The organism is Pseudomonas sp. 18058 (assembly GCF_902706155.1).
GTDB lineage: Bacteria > Pseudomonadota > Gammaproteobacteria > Pseudomonadales > Pseudomonadaceae > Aquipseudomonas > Aquipseudomonas rustica.
Genome location: NZ_CACSJY010000059.1, coordinates 1 through 15,709 on the forward strand (window position 1 = coordinate 1; position 15,709 = coordinate 15,709).

General features: G+C 58.7%; 13 protein-coding genes. 7 read left to right on the top strand and 6 right to left on the bottom strand.

Annotation, left to right across the window (positions count from 1 at the left end; translation table 11 throughout):
• Nucleotides 1-45 precede the first annotated feature (45 nt).
• Complete coding sequence (gene pabB, locus GVL50_RS23900; protein WP_159815279.1) at nt 46-1,389, top strand: aminodeoxychorismate synthase component I; 1,344 nt, start codon at nt 46-48, stop codon at nt 1,387-1,389.
• A gap of 128 nt (nt 1,390-1,517) precedes the next feature.
• On the opposite strand, the gene thrH is transcribed toward pabB, so the two are convergent.
• Entirely contained in the window at nt 1,518-2,135 is a 618-nt protein-coding gene (gene thrH, locus GVL50_RS23905; protein WP_016986256.1) for a bifunctional phosphoserine phosphatase/homoserine phosphotransferase ThrH, read from the bottom strand.
• 164 nt (nt 2,136-2,299) lie between these two features.
• Between thrH and GVL50_RS23910 the strand changes: the two genes are divergently transcribed.
• The 3 genes from GVL50_RS23910 (at nt 2,300) to GVL50_RS23920 (ending at nt 5,890) form a co-directional block, all read left to right on the top strand.
• Nucleotides 2,300-3,040 (top strand): phosphoadenylyl-sulfate reductase, encoded by a 741-nt coding sequence (locus GVL50_RS23910; protein ID WP_129391383.1) that lies wholly within the window; start codon nt 2,300-2,302, stop codon nt 3,038-3,040.
• Between the two features lie 527 nt (nt 3,041-3,567).
• On the top strand, nt 3,568-5,106 hold the full coding sequence (locus tag GVL50_RS23915; protein ID WP_159815280.1) for an NCS1 family nucleobase:cation symporter-1: 1,539 nt from the start codon (nt 3,568-3,570) through the stop codon (nt 5,104-5,106).
• A gap of 55 nt (nt 5,107-5,161) precedes the next feature.
• Nucleotides 5,162-5,890 carry an aspartate/glutamate racemase family protein gene (locus tag GVL50_RS23920; protein ID WP_159815281.1) on the top strand — a complete coding sequence of 243 codons (729 nt, stop codon included), beginning with the start codon at nt 5,162-5,164 and terminating at the stop codon, nt 5,888-5,890.
• Between the two features lie 132 nt (nt 5,891-6,022).
• Here GVL50_RS23920 and GVL50_RS23925 read toward each other — a convergent pair whose 3' ends face one another.
• Nucleotides 6,023-6,949, bottom strand: coding sequence for a LysR family transcriptional regulator (locus GVL50_RS23925; RefSeq protein WP_159815282.1), 927 nt, complete (start codon nt 6,947-6,949; stop codon nt 6,023-6,025).
• Between the two features lie 127 nt (nt 6,950-7,076).
• On the opposite strand from GVL50_RS23925, the gene GVL50_RS23930 reads away from it, so the two are divergent.
• Nucleotides 7,077-7,823 carry a 3-oxoacyl-ACP reductase family protein gene (locus GVL50_RS23930; protein WP_159815283.1) on the top strand — a complete coding sequence of 249 codons (747 nt, stop codon included), beginning with the start codon at nt 7,077-7,079 and terminating at the stop codon, nt 7,821-7,823.
• 71 nt (nt 7,824-7,894) lie between these two features.
• Here GVL50_RS23930 and GVL50_RS23935 read toward each other — a convergent pair whose 3' ends face one another.
• The gene (locus GVL50_RS23935) at nt 7,895-8,590 is read right to left on the bottom strand and encodes an HAD-IA family hydrolase (protein ID WP_159815284.1); all 696 of its coding nucleotides are present in this window, start codon (nt 8,588-8,590) and stop codon (nt 7,895-7,897) included.
• A gap of 243 nt (nt 8,591-8,833) precedes the next feature.
• Here GVL50_RS23935 and GVL50_RS23940 point away from each other — a divergent pair, with 243 nt between their 5' ends.
• Nucleotides 8,834-13,612: an RHS repeat-associated core domain-containing protein gene (locus GVL50_RS23940; RefSeq protein ID WP_159815285.1), complete on the top strand. Its 4,779-nt coding sequence runs from the start codon at nt 8,834-8,836 to the stop codon at nt 13,610-13,612.
• Nucleotides 13,609-14,043 (top strand): hypothetical protein, encoded by a 435-nt coding sequence (locus GVL50_RS23945; RefSeq protein ID WP_053116855.1) that lies wholly within the window; start codon nt 13,609-13,611, stop codon nt 14,041-14,043. The genes GVL50_RS23940 and GVL50_RS23945 overlap by 4 nt, the downstream gene beginning before the upstream one ends.
• Nucleotides 14,044-14,190: 147 nt before the next feature.
• Here GVL50_RS23945 and GVL50_RS23950 read toward each other — a convergent pair whose 3' ends face one another.
• From GVL50_RS23950 to GVL50_RS23960, 3 genes are all read right to left on the bottom strand, one after another.
• Nucleotides 14,191-14,481: a hypothetical protein gene (locus tag GVL50_RS23950; RefSeq protein ID WP_159815286.1), complete on the bottom strand. Its 291-nt coding sequence runs from the start codon at nt 14,479-14,481 to the stop codon at nt 14,191-14,193.
• A 3-nt stretch (nt 14,482-14,484) separates the two neighbouring features.
• Entirely contained in the window at nt 14,485-14,904 is a 420-nt protein-coding gene (locus tag GVL50_RS23955) for a YMGG-like glycine zipper-containing protein (RefSeq protein WP_159815287.1), read from the bottom strand.
• A gap of 136 nt (nt 14,905-15,040) precedes the next feature.
• Nucleotides 15,041-15,412, bottom strand: coding sequence for a hypothetical protein (locus GVL50_RS23960; RefSeq protein WP_053116852.1), 372 nt, complete (start codon nt 15,410-15,412; stop codon nt 15,041-15,043).
• Nucleotides 15,413-15,709 lie beyond the last annotated feature (297 nt).

A 15,709-nucleotide genomic window follows, 5' to 3' on the forward strand; every position in this document is an offset into this window, starting at 1 on the left:
GGACTACAATCCCCACCCCGCCTCAACGGCCGATCTGCCCCGCCCATGTTGACCTGTTCCGTACACCCGCTGCCCTACCGCGCCAATCCTGCCGACTATTTCGCGGCCATCCGCCACGCGCCCGGCGCCGTGCTGCTCGACAGCGGCCGGCCGAGTGCCGACCGTGGTCGCTACGACCTGCTCAGCGCCTGGCCGCTGGAACAACTGGCGGTGTTGCCGGACGAGAGTGGCAGTCATTTCCTCCAGCGGTTGCGCGACAATTTGCAGCACTTGGGCGAGGCGGATTTACCGGCGGGTTTCGAGTTGCCATTCGCCGGCGGCTTGATCGGTTACCTCAGCTACGACTTCGGCCGGCATCTGGAAAACCTGCCAAGCCAGGCCCGCGATGATCTGCAATTGCCTGACGCACGTTTCGGCCTGTACAACTGGGCGCTGATCAGCGATCACCAGACGTCAACCAGCCAATTGGTCTTTCACCCGTCCGTGATCGACAGCGAGCAACAGCGGCTGATTTTGTTGTTCACGCAGCCAGTCGTTAGTGCTTTAACCCCGTTCAAGCTCAAAGACCCGATGGTCGCCGACCTCTCGGCCGACGATTACCGTCAGGCCTTCGAACGCATTCAACATTACATCCAGGCCGGCGATTGCTATCAGGTCAACTTCGCTCAACGCTTCCGCGCTGAGTGCCAGGGCGATCCGTGGCTGGCCTATTGCGCATTGCGCGAAGCCTGCCCGACGCCGTTCTCCGGTTTCCAGAGCCTGCCTGACGGTGGCGCGGTGTTAAGCCTGTCGCCGGAGCGCTTCGTCAAAGTCAGCCAGCGCCAAGTGGAAACCCGCCCAATCAAAGGCACCCGCCCCCGAGGCCTGACCCCAGCCGAAGATGCGGCCAACGCCGCAGAACTGCTGGCCAGCCCCAAGGATCGCGCGGAAAACCTGATGATCGTTGACCTGCTGCGCAACGACCTCGGCCGCACTTGCCGCATTGGTTCGGTGCGGGTACCGGAGTTATTCAGTCTGGAAAGCTATCCGAACGTGCATCACTTGGTCAGCAGCGTCACCGGCGAACTGGCGGATGATCGCGACGCACTGGATTTGATCGCCGGCAGCTTCCCCGGCGGCTCGATCACCGGCGCACCGAAGATTCGTGCGATGCAGATCATTGATGAGCTGGAGCCGACCCGGCGCGGGTTGTATTGCGGTTCGTTGCTGTACCTCGACGTGCGCGGCGAGATGGACAGCTCCATCGCGATTCGCAGTCTATTGGTCAAGGATGGGCAGGTGTGCTGCTGGGGCGGCGGCGGGATTGTTGCCGATTCGGACTGGCAGGCGGAGTATCAGGAGTCGATCACCAAAGTCAGAATCCTCCTCGAAACCCTGCAAAACCTCTGAGTAATGATTGTTCCCACGCTCTGCGAGGGAATGCATCCCGGGACGCTCGGCGTCCCATCCAAAGCCGAACGCGGAGCGTCCGTTGAGGCATTCCCACGCAGAGCGTGGGAACGATCATTTAGCCAGGCTTACAGGCTGAGGTCGCGGTTGGAGGCTTTTAGGAATTCCTGCTTCAACTCAGCAAAGGTATGCACCGCCGGAAACTGCGGAAACTCGCGAATCACATTCTCCGGCGCATGGAACAAAATCCCCGCATCCGCCTCGCCCAGCATCGTCGTATCGTTATACGAATCCCCCGCCGCAATCACCCGGTAATACAGGCTCTTAAACGCCAGCACCGACTGACGCTTCGGATCCTTCTGACGCAACTGATAGCTGGTCACCCGCCCGGTTTCGTCAGTAATCAGACGATGGCACAGCAACGTCGGGAAGCCCAACTGACGCATCAGCGGCTGCGAGAACTCGTAGAACGTATCCGACAGAATCACCACCTGAAAGCGCTCGCGCAGCCAGTTGACGAACTCCACCGCACCGTCCAGCGGCTTCAGTGTGGCGATCACTTCCTGAATGTCCGACAGCTTCAAGCCGTGCTCATCGAGGATGCGCAGACGCTGCTTCATCAGCACGTCGTAATCGGGAATGTCCCGGGTGGTGGCCTTGAGGGAGTCGATTCCGGTTTTTTCGGCGAAAGCGATCCAGATTTCCGGCACCAACACCCCTTCAAGATCCAGGCAAGCAATTTCCACAAGACACTCCCGTTTGTATTGATTATTTGAGTCGAGCGAGGCCGAACTCTAGCGACTCAAATCCACTCGCGCAACGCACAGCGCGCCCCGAGCCGCGCAGCTTTTTGTTACCATCGGCCCCATATAGAGCGCCCAGCGCCACCGACCTGTAGGAAGCCGCCCTGATGAGTGCAACGTTCGACGTCGTGGAACTCGCCACGACCTATGCCAACAAATCCGCGCAAGACATTCTCAAACTCGCCTTTGCCGAGTTCGGTGATGACCTGTGGATATCTTTCAGCGGCGCCGAGGATGTGGTGCTGGTGGACATGGCCTGGAAGCTCAACAAGAACGTCAAGGTGTTCAGCCTCGACACCGGCCGCCTGCACCCGGAGACCTACCGCTTCATCGATCAAGTGCGCGAGCACTACAAGATCGACATCGAACTGGTGTCGCCGGACTACACGAAACTGGAACCGTTCGTGAAGGAAAAAGGCCTGTTCAGTTTCTACAAGGACGGCCACGGCGAATGCTGCGGCATCCGCAAGATCGAACCGCTGCGGCGCAAACTGTCCGGCGTCAAAGCCTGGGCCACCGGCCAGCGCCGCGACCAGAGCCCGGGCACGCGCAGTGCCGTGGCAGCGATGGAAATCGACACGGCGTTCTCTACTCCGGAACGCACCCTGTACAAGTTCAACCCGCTGGCGCAGATGACCAGCGAAGAGATCTGGGGTTACATCCGCATGCTTGAGCTGCCGTACAACAGCCTGCATGAACGCGGTTTCATCAGCATCGGCTGCGAACCGTGCACCCGCCCTGTCCTGCCAAATCAGCACGAGCGCGAAGGGCGCTGGTGGTGGGAAGAAGCGACGCAGAAAGAGTGTGGGCTGCATGCGGGGAATATCATCAGTAAGTCCAACAGCTAAAAGATCGCAGCCTGCGGCAGCTCCTACAGGTGACCGCATTCCCATGTAGGAGCTGCCGCAGGCTGCGATCTTTTGATCTTGAAAAAATGTGTACACACGAATGTCACCATCGGTGCCATTTGTGTGTGCACTTTTTTGTTTCCGCGCCCTGAAAGGTTACATCCCCTCCGAAATCCCCACGCTTTTGCTCCCCGCCCAAATCCCCCGCCGAAAATAAATACCTGTTCAAACGGTCAATTTTTAATCACCACATTTCAGTGACTTAGCGCTCATTGATAACTTTTCGAAATGAGCAACGCTGTCCATAGATCAGTAACTGGCACAAATCTGGCTTTAGTGCATACATGTTTTGTATACAAAACTGCAAAACATAAACACACTTTCGATCCGCAAGCCTGAAGCGCCCTATCCCGTACAGGCTGCAGATGCCCCGTAACCAGTGATGTTTCACTGCCACGACGAAGATTTGTCGAGCCTGACGGCTTAAGCACAGTCATCGCGGCGCTGAACATCAGGAGCCTGCCGGAATGCGTACAAGTCTCTCCAATAACATCGCGCTGAATCTGCCCGCCTCTGCCCTCGATCAACCGTCGTCCTATGACGGTCTGGCCGAACCGTTACAACTGAGCCCCCGCCTGCATAACAGCGACCTCGCGCCGACCAAGGCCGAAGGTCGACGCTGGGGCAAATACAGCATCTTCGCCCTGTGGACGAACGACGTGCACAACATCGCCAACTATTCCTTCGCCATCGGCTTGTACGCGTTGGGCCTGGGTGGGTGGCAGATTTTGTTGTCACTGGGGATCGGCGCGGCGCTGGTGTACTTCTTCATGAACCTGTCCGGTTACATGGGGCAGAAAACCGGGGTGCCGTTTCCGGTGATCAGCCGGATCAGTTTCGGCATTCACGGTGCGCAAATTCCTGCATTGATCCGGGCGGTTATCGCCATCGCCTGGTTCGGCATTCAGACGTATCTGGCGTCAGTAGTCCTACGAGTACTGCTCACGGCGGTGCATCCCGGTTTCGCCGAATACGACCACAACTCGATTCTCGGGCTGTCGACGCTGGGCTGGGCATCGTTCGTGGCGATCTGGTTCGTGCAACTGGCGATTCTCGCCTACGGCATGGAAATGGTGCGTCGCTACGAGGCGTTCGCCGGGCCGGTGATTCTGCTGACCGTGGCCGCGCTTGCCGCATGGATGTACTTCCAGGCCAACGCGACCATCGCCTGGTCGACCCGCGATCCGCTGACCGGTGGCGAGATGTGGCGCAACATCTTTGCTGGCGGGGCATTGTGGCTGGCGATCTACGGCACGTTGATCCTCAACTTCTGCGACTTCGCCCGCTCTTCGCCATGCCGCAAGACCATCAAGGTAGGAAACTTCTGGGGTTTGCCGGTGAATATTCTGGTGTTCGCTGCGATTACCGTCCTGCTCTGTGGCGCGCAATTTCAGATCAATGGCCGAATCATCGAAAGCCCGACCGAAATCATCGCCTCAATTCCCAATACGTTCTTTTTGGTACTGGGTTGCCTGGCGTTCCTGATCGTCACCGTGGCGGTGAACATCATGGCCAACTTCGTCGCCCCGGCTTTCGTGCTCAGTAACCTGGCGCCGAAATACCTGACCTTCCGCCGCGCCGGGCTGATCAGCGCAACCATCGCCGTGCTGATCCTGCCGTGGAATCTCTACAACAGCCCGCTGGTGATCGTGTATTTCCTGTCCGGCCTCGGCGCCCTGCTCGGCCCATTGTACGGGGTGATCATGGTCGACTACTGGCTGATCCGCAAAGGCCGGATCAACGTGCCGCAGCTCTACAGCGAAGACCCGAACGGCGCTTATTACTACAGCCGTGGCGTCAACCTGCGCGCCGTTGCCGCGTTCATTCCAGCGGCGCTGATCGCCATCGTGCTGGCGCTGGTGCCGGGTTTCCACAGCGTCTCGCCGTTCTCCTGGCTGATCGGTGCCGGCATCGCCGGAATGCTCTACCTGATCATCGCCAAACGCGAACCGCACTACGCCGACGTCAGCGGCGAGTCGATCGCGGTCGACAACGTCTGCCATTAATTTCCCTCGCGGCCCGGATGTCGGGCCGCAGAACTGCCCGCTATAAGGATTTCCCATGCGTATTCTCGTGGTCAACGTCAACACCACCGAGTCCATCACCCAAGCCATCGCCCGCTCGGCGCAGGCCGTCGCGTCACCGGGTACCGAGATCGTTGGCTTGACGCCGTTTTTTGGCGCGGACTCGATTGAAGGCAACTTCGAAAGCTACCTCGCCGCGATTGCCGTGATGGATCGGGTGATGGCCTACGACCAACCGTTCGACGCGGTGATTCAGGCCGGTTATGGCGAACATGGTCGCGAAGGTTTGCAGGAATTGCTTAACGTGCCGGTGGTGGACATCACCGACGCGGCGGCGAGCACTGCGATGTTTTTGGGCCACGCGTATTCGGTGGTGACCACGCTGGATCGCACCGTGCCGCTGATCGAGGATCGGCTGAAATTGTCGGGGCTGTGGGATCGTTGCGCTTCGGTGCGGGCCAGTGGTTTGGCGGTTCTGGAACTGGAACACGAACCGCAGCGTGCGCTGGAAGCGATCGTGCATCAGGCTGAGTTGGCGGTGACGCAGGATAAGGCCGAGGTCATCTGCCTGGGTTGCGGCGGCATGGCCGGGCTGGATGAGCAGATTCGTCGACGCACCGGCGTGCCAGTGGTGGATGGCGTGACGGCGGCGGTGACGATTGCGGAATCGCTTGTGCGGTTGGGCTTGTCGACGTCGAAGGTGCGGACTTATGCGACGCCGCGGCCGAAGAACATTATTGGCTGGCCGGGGCGGTTTGCCCGGTAGACCGCGTTATCGTTCATCGCGAGCAGGCTCGGCTCCTACAGGTTTTGTGTCGAATCACCATTTTGCATTCAACACAAAACCTGTAGGAGCCAAGCTTGCTCGCGAACGGGACAACTCGGTTTAAAGCCTTACTCAGATAGCACTAAACCGCCGCGCCAACCCTCGCTCCACAAACTGCTCAATCAAAAAATCCACAAACGCCCGGGTTTTCCCCGGCAACAACTTATGCTCGGCGTAGTAGACCGAAATATTGCCATCATCGACAAACCACTCCGGCAACACCCGCTGCAACCTCCCCGACTCCAGATACCCCACCGCAAATGGCATGCTCACCAACGCAATCCCCAACCCTTGCGCCGCCGTTGCGCACGCGGCTTCGGAATCGCTCAGGGTCATGCGCGCCTTGAGCATCAACGGCCGGCAATTCTGCGGATCGCGTCCGGTCAACTGCCAGGAACGCACGCGCCCGGTTTGCGGCGAACGGATCAGAATCCCGTCGTGATGGCTGAGATCGTCCGGCTCGGTGATCTCGGGATTGGCCTGTAGATAGTCGGCAGATGCCACCAGAACCCGGTGCGCCGGGCTCAACTTGCGCGCGATCACCCCTTGCGGCAGATCGAAGCCGCCACCAATGGCCGCATCGAACCCCTGCCCGATCAGATCGACCTGGCGATTATCGAAATGCCAGTCCGGACTGATCGCTGGATATCGCTGCAAAAACTCACCGAGCATCGGCACGATGTGCAAACAACCAAACGCGGCGCCCATGCTGACTTTCAGCGTTCCCGCCGGCAGCCCTTCGACACTGGACAGATTGGCCACGGCATTCTGAATGGTGGTCAGGCTGCCGCTGACCTGATTCAAAAACAGCTGCCCGGCCTCGGTCAGCGTCAGGCTGCGTGTACTACGCTGGAACAGCCGCACGCCGAGCCGCACCTCAAGTTTGGCCACACTCTTGCCGACTGCCGCCGGGGTCAGACTCAAGCGCCGAGCGGCCTCGGCAAAGCTGCCGACCTCGGCACTGCGCACGAAGCATTCGATGCTGCTGAAGGTTTCCATGATCGCCACTATAAACTTCTGGTTTACACAGACTATAGCAATCATGGTCTACACAGTTGTCGATACCACGCCGATACTCGCCACCAATACCAAGGCATTCCCGCCTTGAACACTCTGGAGATCGAACATGACCACTCAACACCTCAGCGGTAAAGTCGCTCTGATTCAAGGCGGTTCCCGCGGTATCGGTGCTGCCATCGTCAAACGTCTGGCCGCTGAAGGCGCTGCAGTAGCCTTCACTTACGTCAGCTCCACCGCCAAAGCCGAAGAGTTGCAAAACAGCATCACCGCCAACGGTGGCAAAGCCTTGGCGATCAAGGCCGACAGCGCCGACGCCGCCGCCATCCGCCACGCCGTTAGCGCCACCGTCAAAGCGTTTGGCCGCGTCGATATTCTGGTCAACAACGCCGGAGTGCTGGCCGTCGCACCGCTGGAAGACTTCAAACTGGAAGACTTCGACCAGACCGTGGCGATCAACATTCGCAGCGTGTTCATCGCTTCGCAAGAAGCCGCCAAACACATGGGCGAAGGCGCGCGCATCATCAACATCGGTAGCACCAACGCCGACCGCATGCCCTTCGCCGGTGGCGGCGTGTATGCGATGAGCAAGTCGGCACTGGTCGGTTTGACCAAAGGCCTGGCCCGCGATCTCGGCCCACGCGGCATCACCGTCAACAACGTGCAACCCGGCCCGGTCGACACCGACATGAACCCGGCGCACGGCGATTTCGCCGAAAGCCTGATCCCGCTGATGGCCGTCGGCCGCTATGGTAAAGCCGAAGAAATCGCCAGCTTCGTCGCCTACCTGGCAGGCCCGGAAGCCGGTTACATCACCGGTGCCAGCCTGACCATCGACGGTGGTTTTGGCGCCTGATACTTCAAAGCCGGAACGAAAAACGCCGCCGCTCTTTTCACAGAGCGGCGGCGTTTTTGTGTCTCAAGCGTTTACGCCCATTCCAGCGCCGGTAAACCGCAGGCACTCGGGGTGAAGGCTTTCAACGTACGAAGTATCCCGTCCGCGTGTGCGTATTTTTCATCAGCCATGGCGGCGTCCGGAATCGCAATCGCGGTCATGCCGGCGGCTTTCGCAGCGGTCACGCCAAACGGCGAATCCTCGAACACCAGACAGTCCTCAGGCGCGACGCCGAGACGTCGAGCTGCCGTCAGGAAGATATCCGGTGCCGGTTTCGCTGCGCCGACTTCCGGGTCGTCTGCGGTAACAATGAAGTCGAACAGCGCAAACCATTCTTGGTGCAGCGTGGTTTTCTGACCAAACGACTGACGCGATGAACTGGTGCCCACCGCGATCGGAATGTTGTGCGCCTTGAGGTGCCGAATCAGCTCCTCGGCGCCCGGCATCGCCTGCGCTTTCGGGAAACGCTCACGCATCAACGGCTCGCGGATCTCCAGGAACTCATCGGCGGTGATCGGCAGATCCAGCGCCTGCACCACGTAATTGGCCAGATCGTTGGCACCGCGACCGATGATGTTCTGTTTGACGCTCCAGTCGAAGGTGCGCCCGTAGCGCTGGGCAATCAGCGAAGTGACCTCGGTGTAAATGCCTTCGGTGTCGAGCAACAAACCGTCCATATCGAAAATCACGGCCTTGATCGGGCCGAACGCCTTCAGCGGTGCATTCATCATCGGATCCGTTTTCAAAGACATCCCAGGCGGCATCGCGCCGCTGCTCGGATCTGATTAAAGGGTTCAGCAGCATAACGAGCGCGACAGACATTGAGCAACGGGCAATGTCTGTTGCGCCGATGAACTACTCGCGAATATTTAGCGAAACGTCCTACAGGCATCACCTACTTGGCCGACTTCTTTCCTCACTGATCCCCCGCAAAGTCCGTGCTCCTCCTTGATGTGCGCGAGCGACTGCGAATGTTTCAACCCGATCGGCTACTGGCCCTGAACAACAGCATTGGCCTGCTGATAGTTGCCGCACTGAATCCGGATCACCCGGATTTCGAAACCCTGATCGGCGAATTTCGCCTGTGCCTCAATAACTACGAAGCCTGGGCCGAACAATACTGGACGGGCACGGCGCTGGATGTCGAGCAGGTGTTTACCGTCGGCAACGACGTACGCCTCAGCGCCCCGATCAAGTCCCGCAAACCGATCAGCTCATCCGTAGTCATGTGCCCCGCCAGCGGATCTTTGACCCTGGTGCACATGTTCGAAGCCGCCCGCTTCGTACCGATCGGCAACACCCCGGTGACGCTCGAACCGGTGATTGGCGACGTCGGCGGTGTCCTGACCTTCGGCGAAGCGCTGCGCCATACGATCGGCCCGAGCGGGATATTGCAGGTGACCGATTGCGATCGGGGCCAGCGTTATCGCATCACCTTCTTTCCCGATGTTTCCACTGCGCATGTTCGTGAGTTGTATGACTCCTACGAAAGCATTCTCGGTGACCTCGAGCGCTGGTTGCGTGCCGAGTGGACAGGTTTTCAGCCGTTGTGGGCGGAGTTTTCCAACGCCGGATTTTCTGACCGTTACCGGCAGTTGCAACAGGCGGATTGGCGCGGTTTCGAGAAAGCGCTGAACGGTGTCTGGGATGACATCAAGCAACTGTTCGCCCTCCTCGCCGATCTGCAGGCCAACAGCGAAAAGCTCCTGGAATACCTCAGCGCCGCCGAGCTTGAAGCCCTGCTGCAAACCTCCAGCGACGCGATCGCCAATGCACTGCTGATGCTCAGCGATGAGCCGCTGATGTTCATTCATCTGGCCGCGTTCACCAGTTGGCTGAAGATGCTGCCGCCGCAGTATCTGGCCGAAGTCGTGGCTGAGGTGCGCGTCGAACTGCTGATCAGCTTCCTGCTGATGCGCGTGTCGGGTGGCGTCGGCGTGCCGCTGCGCTTGAGCAGCAAAGTGCTGGCGAAGATCAAATCGCCACGGGCGCGGGAATGGCTGGCGGCCTCGGCGTTGCGCCTGGCTGAACTGACCTCTGCGCCGGAGCTGACCCAGCATGCGGGCGCGCTGAGACCGTTGATGTTGAGTGCGCGTGATGTGCCGTTGAAGCCGACGCCGTCGATTCCGCTGAACATTCGGCAGGCAGATGAAGTGGTGTTGACGGTGCCAAACCCGGCGCCGATTGCGCGGGACAAGTCGCAGGGCGCCACGCGAATGGAGCGTCATGAGCCTCACGATGACGCTTCGGATCAGGCGAAAAATCCTAATGGGGATAGCGCTGATTGTGTACCGCGTACCTGCACCAACGGCTGTCCGGTATCGATGGTCACTGGCGAGGAACTGCTGACGCTGACTGATGGCGTGCTTGATGGCGTGTTGCCGTTTGAATTCACCCGGTTGTATCGCACGAGTGCGGTGGAAATCGATGTCGGGCTGGGGTTTGGCTGGAGCCATTCGCTGGCGCATCGACTGGAATTTGATGGCGACTCGGTTGTCTGGGTCGATCACGAGAATCGGCGCACGCGGTTCCCGCTGCCGAATGTTGAGCGGCCTTCTATTCACAACAGTTTGTCGCGGGCAGCAATTTTTCTCGGGGATGAGCCGGAGGAATTGATCCTCGCGCTGGCTGGGGAAACGGCGCGGTTTTACCACTTTCGGGCCGGGCGTCTGACGTCGATCAGCGATGCCTATGGCAATCGTCTGACGGTACATCGCGATCGGTCTGACAGGGTTCAGCGACTGGATAACGGTGCCGGTCGCTCGTTGTTGCTGCGTTACGACCGCGCGCAACTCATCGCGGTCGATTACCAACGTTTGCAAAACGCGGAATGGGCGACGGAGCAAATCCTTGTTCGCTACTGCCACGACGCGCGTCAGCGCTTGTTGGCGGCAACCAATGCATTAGATGAAAGCGAGCGCTACGACTACGACGATGCGCACGTTATCCTGCAGCGACAGCTGACCGGTGGCGCGAGTTTTTTCTGGGAGTGGGAACGGGCTGGCAAGGCTGCGCGTTGCGTACGGCACTGGGCGTCGTTTTCGCAGATGGACACGCGTTATGTCTGGGATGACGACGGCAGTGTGGCGGTGCATTACGTCGATGGCACTGAAGAGGTTTACGTCCACGACGACCGTGCGCGTCTGGTGCGCAAGGTTGAGGCCGACGGTGGCGAGCAGCTTAAGGCGTACGACGATCAGGGACGGTTGATCGCTGAACAGGATGCGCTGGGTTCTATCACCGAGTACCGCTATGACGATGTCGGACGACTGATCGCGCTGATTCCTGCGGCGGATGCGCCGACTTCCTACGAGTATCGCAACGGTTTCCTGCATCGGCGTTCGCGTGGCGATGCGGTTTGGATTTATCGGCGCAATGCTGAGGGCGACATCACCGAGGCCGTCGATCCTGACGGACAGGTCACTCATTACTACTACAGCGTGCGTGGGCAACTGGTGTCGATCCGGTATCCGGACACCAGCCGTCATCTGCTGGCCTGGAATGACCTCGGCCAACTGGTTGAAGAGACGTTGCCTGAGGATGGCGTGCGGCGTTTTTCCTACGATGCTTTGGGACGGCGGACGACCACGGTTGATCAACATGGCGCCGTTACCCGACAGCAGTGGGACGCCGTTGGACGACTGGTTCAGACGACTTTTCCTACGGGCGCCACGCGTGCTTACACCTACGGCGCGTACGGGCAAGTCACCGCCGAGCGTGATGAGCTGGGGCATGTCACGCGGTATGAATACGATGATGACCTGCATCTGGTTTCCCGTCGCATCAATGCCGACGGCACGCGGGTGCAGTACCGCTACGACCACGCGCAACTGTTGCTCACGGAGATCGAGAACGAGTCGGGTGAGAAATATCGGCTGGACTACACGGCGACCGGATTAATCCGACAGGAAACCGGTTTCGATGGTCGGCGCACTGCTTATGTCTATGACCTCAACGGGCATCTGCTGGAAAAGACCGAGTTTGGCGATGACGACTCACGGTTAGTCACCGCATACGAACGTGATGGCGCTGGGCGTCTGCTGGTTAAAACCCTGCCGGATGGGGTGAAGGTCAGTTATCAGTACGACCCGTTAGGGCGCCTGACTAGCGTCGATGATGGCCAGAACCATCCGCTGACCTTCGAATACGACCGCCAGGATCGGCTGATCACCGAGCATCAGGGCTGGGGCACTCTGCGCTATGCCTACGACGCCTGCGGTCAGCTCAAAAGCATGCGTTTGCCGGACAACAGCAAACTCGACTATCAACACGCCAAGGGTGGCGCCCTCGCCGGCATCGACCTCAACGGCGCCCCACTCACCCGCCACGTCTACCAGTCCGGTCGCGAACAACAACGCGAGCAAGGCCTGCTGCTCAGCGAATACTCCTACGACGAACAGGGCCGACTGCTCGCCCATGCCGTGGGCCATAAACGCGATTCGATGTATCGCCGCGATTATGCCTACAGCACCAACGGCAACCTGTCGTACATCGCCGACACCCGCCACGGCCAACGCACCTACGGCTACGACACCCTCGACCGCTTGATCCGCGTCCGCCACTCCCGCGACGAACTCCCGGAAACCTACGCCCACGACCCGGCTGGCAACCTGCTCATGCAGGATCGCCCCGGCCCGAGCCAGATCAAAGGCAACCGCCTGCTGATGCAGGGCGACCGCCATTACGACTACGACGCCTTCGGCAACCTGATCCGCGAACGTCGCGGCACAGCGCACAAACTCGTCACCGAATACCGTTACGACTGCCAGCACCGCCTGATTGGCCTGACCCGTCCTGACGGTAAAACCGCGTCTTACCGTTACGACGCCTTCGGCAGACGCATCAGCAAAACCGTCGACGGCGCCACCACCGAATTCTTCTGGCAAGGCGACAACCTCGTCGCTGAAAGCAGCGATACCGAATACCGCAGCTACGTCTATGAACCCGGCACCTTCCGCCCGCTAGCGCTGCTCGACGGCAAAGGCCCGAAAAAGGCCTGCCCGTTTTACTACCAGAACGACCACCTCGGCACGCCGCTGGAACTGACCGATTACAGCGGGGAAATCGTCTGGTCGGCGCAGTACGACGCCTACGGGAAAGTCGCGGCGGTGACGTTGGCGGGTGATGAGTATCTGGATCAGCCGCTGCGGTTTCAGGGGCAGTATTTCGATGCGGAGAGTGGGCTGCATTACAACCGACATCGGTATTATGACCCGCGGCTGGGGAGGTATCTGACGCCGGATCCGGTGAAGCTGGCGGGTGGGTTGAATCAGTACCAGTACACGCCGAATCCGATTGGGTGGGTGGATCCGTTGGGGTTGAACTCCAATTGTCCGCCGCCGAATAGGCCTGGGTGTGAGGTGCCGGGGGGGATTGGTGAGGCTAAGGTAGGCGAAGGCGACCCGCAATTACCAAGTTTGATCCATGGTGTTGACCCAAAACCATTGAAGCGTACACATGCAATCTCGGGAAAAGGATCAACTAAACGGGTCGAAGATTTAGGAAAAAAAATGCGAGCTGATGGATACGACAGTAGCTTTCCCATAGACGTAGCGGAATATCAAGGCACCCTTTATATTCTGGATGGACACCACCGTGCAGCAGCTGCAAGACAAACAGCAACGCCGATAACTATGCAATTGATCACCAACATCAGAGAACACAAGGGCACCCTTAACACTATCGAAGAAGTAATCGAATCTGCTGAAAATGTAGGGCACGACCGACTGGAGCATCACAGAAGAAGATGAAAAATACCGACACGTCGCTTGAAGAGCTAATTACCGACTTTCTTTCGAAAGTAGACTACGGCACGGAGCTATTACGTAAAAAATTTGGCACCCGCAATATTTTAAGACTTTGGCGGAGCAAACAAATCGAACGCTGTGGAGAAATAACAAATGGAGTTGAATACGAGCTCCACGGTATCGGATGCGCTATTCACTTCCCTTCGGAATCAGTGGATTTCGATTACGGATCAAATGATAGAATCGACGGCTTCGATGTGTGGCGGCTATACATTTACGCTAGTGATAGACCATTGAAATATAAAAAATACTGTGACCAAAAAATAGTTGAGAACGAATTTAACGAATACATCGCACTTGGTCGAATAGAGAAGATGTCAGCCTCGGACAATCTTTACATCCTCAGTAAATCTGAATCAACTGAGCACAGATAAAAATCTGTTCGTCAACGTCCATTCATCCTTCTACAAGCCTTAGCTGCTATCAACCTTATGGTCGTTAACTAGTTTCCAGAACCAAAGGGCCTAAAATCCTAGGCCCTATAGAGCTCAACGCAATATCAAGTTCGACTCGCAGAACAGTCACTGCTCATCCTCATCCTCTTCATACTCCATATCCGCCTCATCCGAATCATTCAGCGGCACCGTCGCATCATCCATCAGCGATCCCGGATCTTCGTTCCCCGGATCATTGATAAACGGCAGCCCGCTCGGGCCCTTCTCTTCCTTGCCTTCAGTTTCAGGAGTCATGGCAAACCTCATCATTTCCGGGGAGTGTAGACGTTCGAAAAGTCCTACAGCCAATCGTTCCAGCGTCTGAACGGCAAATACGAAAAACCCGGCAAACGCCGGGCTTTTGTTAAACCATTTCATTAATCAATGATGGCGGTTCTTATGTTTGTTCTTGTGCTTGTGACCCCCACCGGAGTGAGATCCGCCGTCGTCACCCAGGTTATTACCGACCGCGCCACCCGCGGCGCCGCCCAATCCTGCGCCGACAGCCGAACCGGTTGATCCGCCGAGGCTGTTGCCGACAACCGAGCCACCCGCCGCGCCGAGGCCACCGCCGATGGCAGCTTCAGTGCGATTGTTTTTATTCGCTCCAACCGCACCGCCGGCCGCGCCGCCGACACCTGCGCCGACTGCCGCACCGGTGCTGCCGCCGAGTTGTCCGCCGACCACGTTGCCCAGCACGCCACCGAGCCCACCGCCCACGGCGGCCGAACCATCGCCAGCGGCCATTGCGCCTTGCGCCACGAGCAATCCGAAAAACAGTGCAGATAATGACAATCGCATGTGTACCTCACAGTTCCCGAATCGGGACAGTTCGCCCAAGCAAGGGCCTATGTGAGATTGGAGACGTTTGCGGGAAAAACGTTCAGCCATGAAAAAGCCCGGCATCGAGCCGGGCTTTGTCTGCAAGCGATCAATCTCAGTGACGCTTGTGGCCTTTGGCCAAGTTGCTGCCGACGGCACCGCCCGCCGCGCCGCCCAGACCAGCACCGATGGTGGCGCCATTTCGGCCGCCCAGGCTGTTACCGATCACCGAACCGCCCGCCGCGCCAACCCCACCGCCAATGGCCGCTTTCGTCCGGCTGCCTTTGCGTGCAGCCACTGCGCTACCGGCCGCGCCCGCTACACCTGCACCAATCGCTGCACCGGTGCTGCCGCCCATTTTCTGACCGACGACATTACCCAGCGCGCCACCCAGACCGCCGCCCAATGCAGCGGTGCCGTCGCCGGCAGCCATTGCTCCTTGAGCGAACAGAAGGCCGAGAACCAGAGCGGGCAGTGTTAAACGCATGACGAAAACCTCAAAGACAGAGAAACAAAAAGGGGCGCGATTGAATGCCGTCACAGCGGCAAAGTCCAGATAAAAGCGGACGCATCCGCGCAATGGGCGCCGATTGGACAGTGATTTCAGAAAAGGTTTTATGACGGGCAAAAAAAAGCCCGCTGGGGAGACGGGCTGGAGACTTGCTTTCTAACGGATGGCTTCACCCTACTTAAGCGAACGTGAAAAGTTTGTGAAAGAAACACAGATCCTGACGACCGTCTGTAGGTCTAGTCCGAAATCAAATCTCAGAGCATAAAAAACCCC

Coding starts and splice junctions, on each gene's coding strand:
- pabB (WP_159815279.1), top strand. CDS start 46: ATGTTGACCTGTTCCGTACACCCGCTGCCCTACCGCGCCAATCCTGCC.
- GVL50_RS23910 (WP_129391383.1), top strand. CDS start 2,300: ATGAGTGCAACGTTCGACGTCGTGGAACTCGCCACGACCTATGCCAAC.
- GVL50_RS23915 (WP_159815280.1), top strand. CDS start 3,568: ATGCGTACAAGTCTCTCCAATAACATCGCGCTGAATCTGCCCGCCTCT.
- GVL50_RS23920 (WP_159815281.1), top strand. CDS start 5,162: ATGCGTATTCTCGTGGTCAACGTCAACACCACCGAGTCCATCACCCAA.
- GVL50_RS23925 (WP_159815282.1), bottom strand. CDS start 6,949: ATGGAAACCTTCAGCAGCATCGAATGCTTCGTGCGCAGTGCCGAGGTC.
- GVL50_RS23930 (WP_159815283.1), top strand. CDS start 7,077: ATGACCACTCAACACCTCAGCGGTAAAGTCGCTCTGATTCAAGGCGGT.
- GVL50_RS23935 (WP_159815284.1), bottom strand. CDS start 8,590: ATGAATGCACCGCTGAAGGCGTTCGGCCCGATCAAGGCCGTGATTTTC.
- GVL50_RS23940 (WP_159815285.1), top strand. CDS start 8,834: ATGTTTCAACCCGATCGGCTACTGGCCCTGAACAACAGCATTGGCCTG.
- GVL50_RS23945 (WP_053116855.1), top strand. CDS start 13,609: ATGAAAAATACCGACACGTCGCTTGAAGAGCTAATTACCGACTTTCTT.
- GVL50_RS23950 (WP_159815286.1), bottom strand. CDS start 14,481: ATGAAATGGTTTAACAAAAGCCCGGCGTTTGCCGGGTTTTTCGTATTT.
- GVL50_RS23955 (WP_159815287.1), bottom strand. CDS start 14,904: ATGCGATTGTCATTATCTGCACTGTTTTTCGGATTGCTCGTGGCGCAA.
- GVL50_RS23960 (WP_053116852.1), bottom strand. CDS start 15,412: ATGCGTTTAACACTGCCCGCTCTGGTTCTCGGCCTTCTGTTCGCTCAA.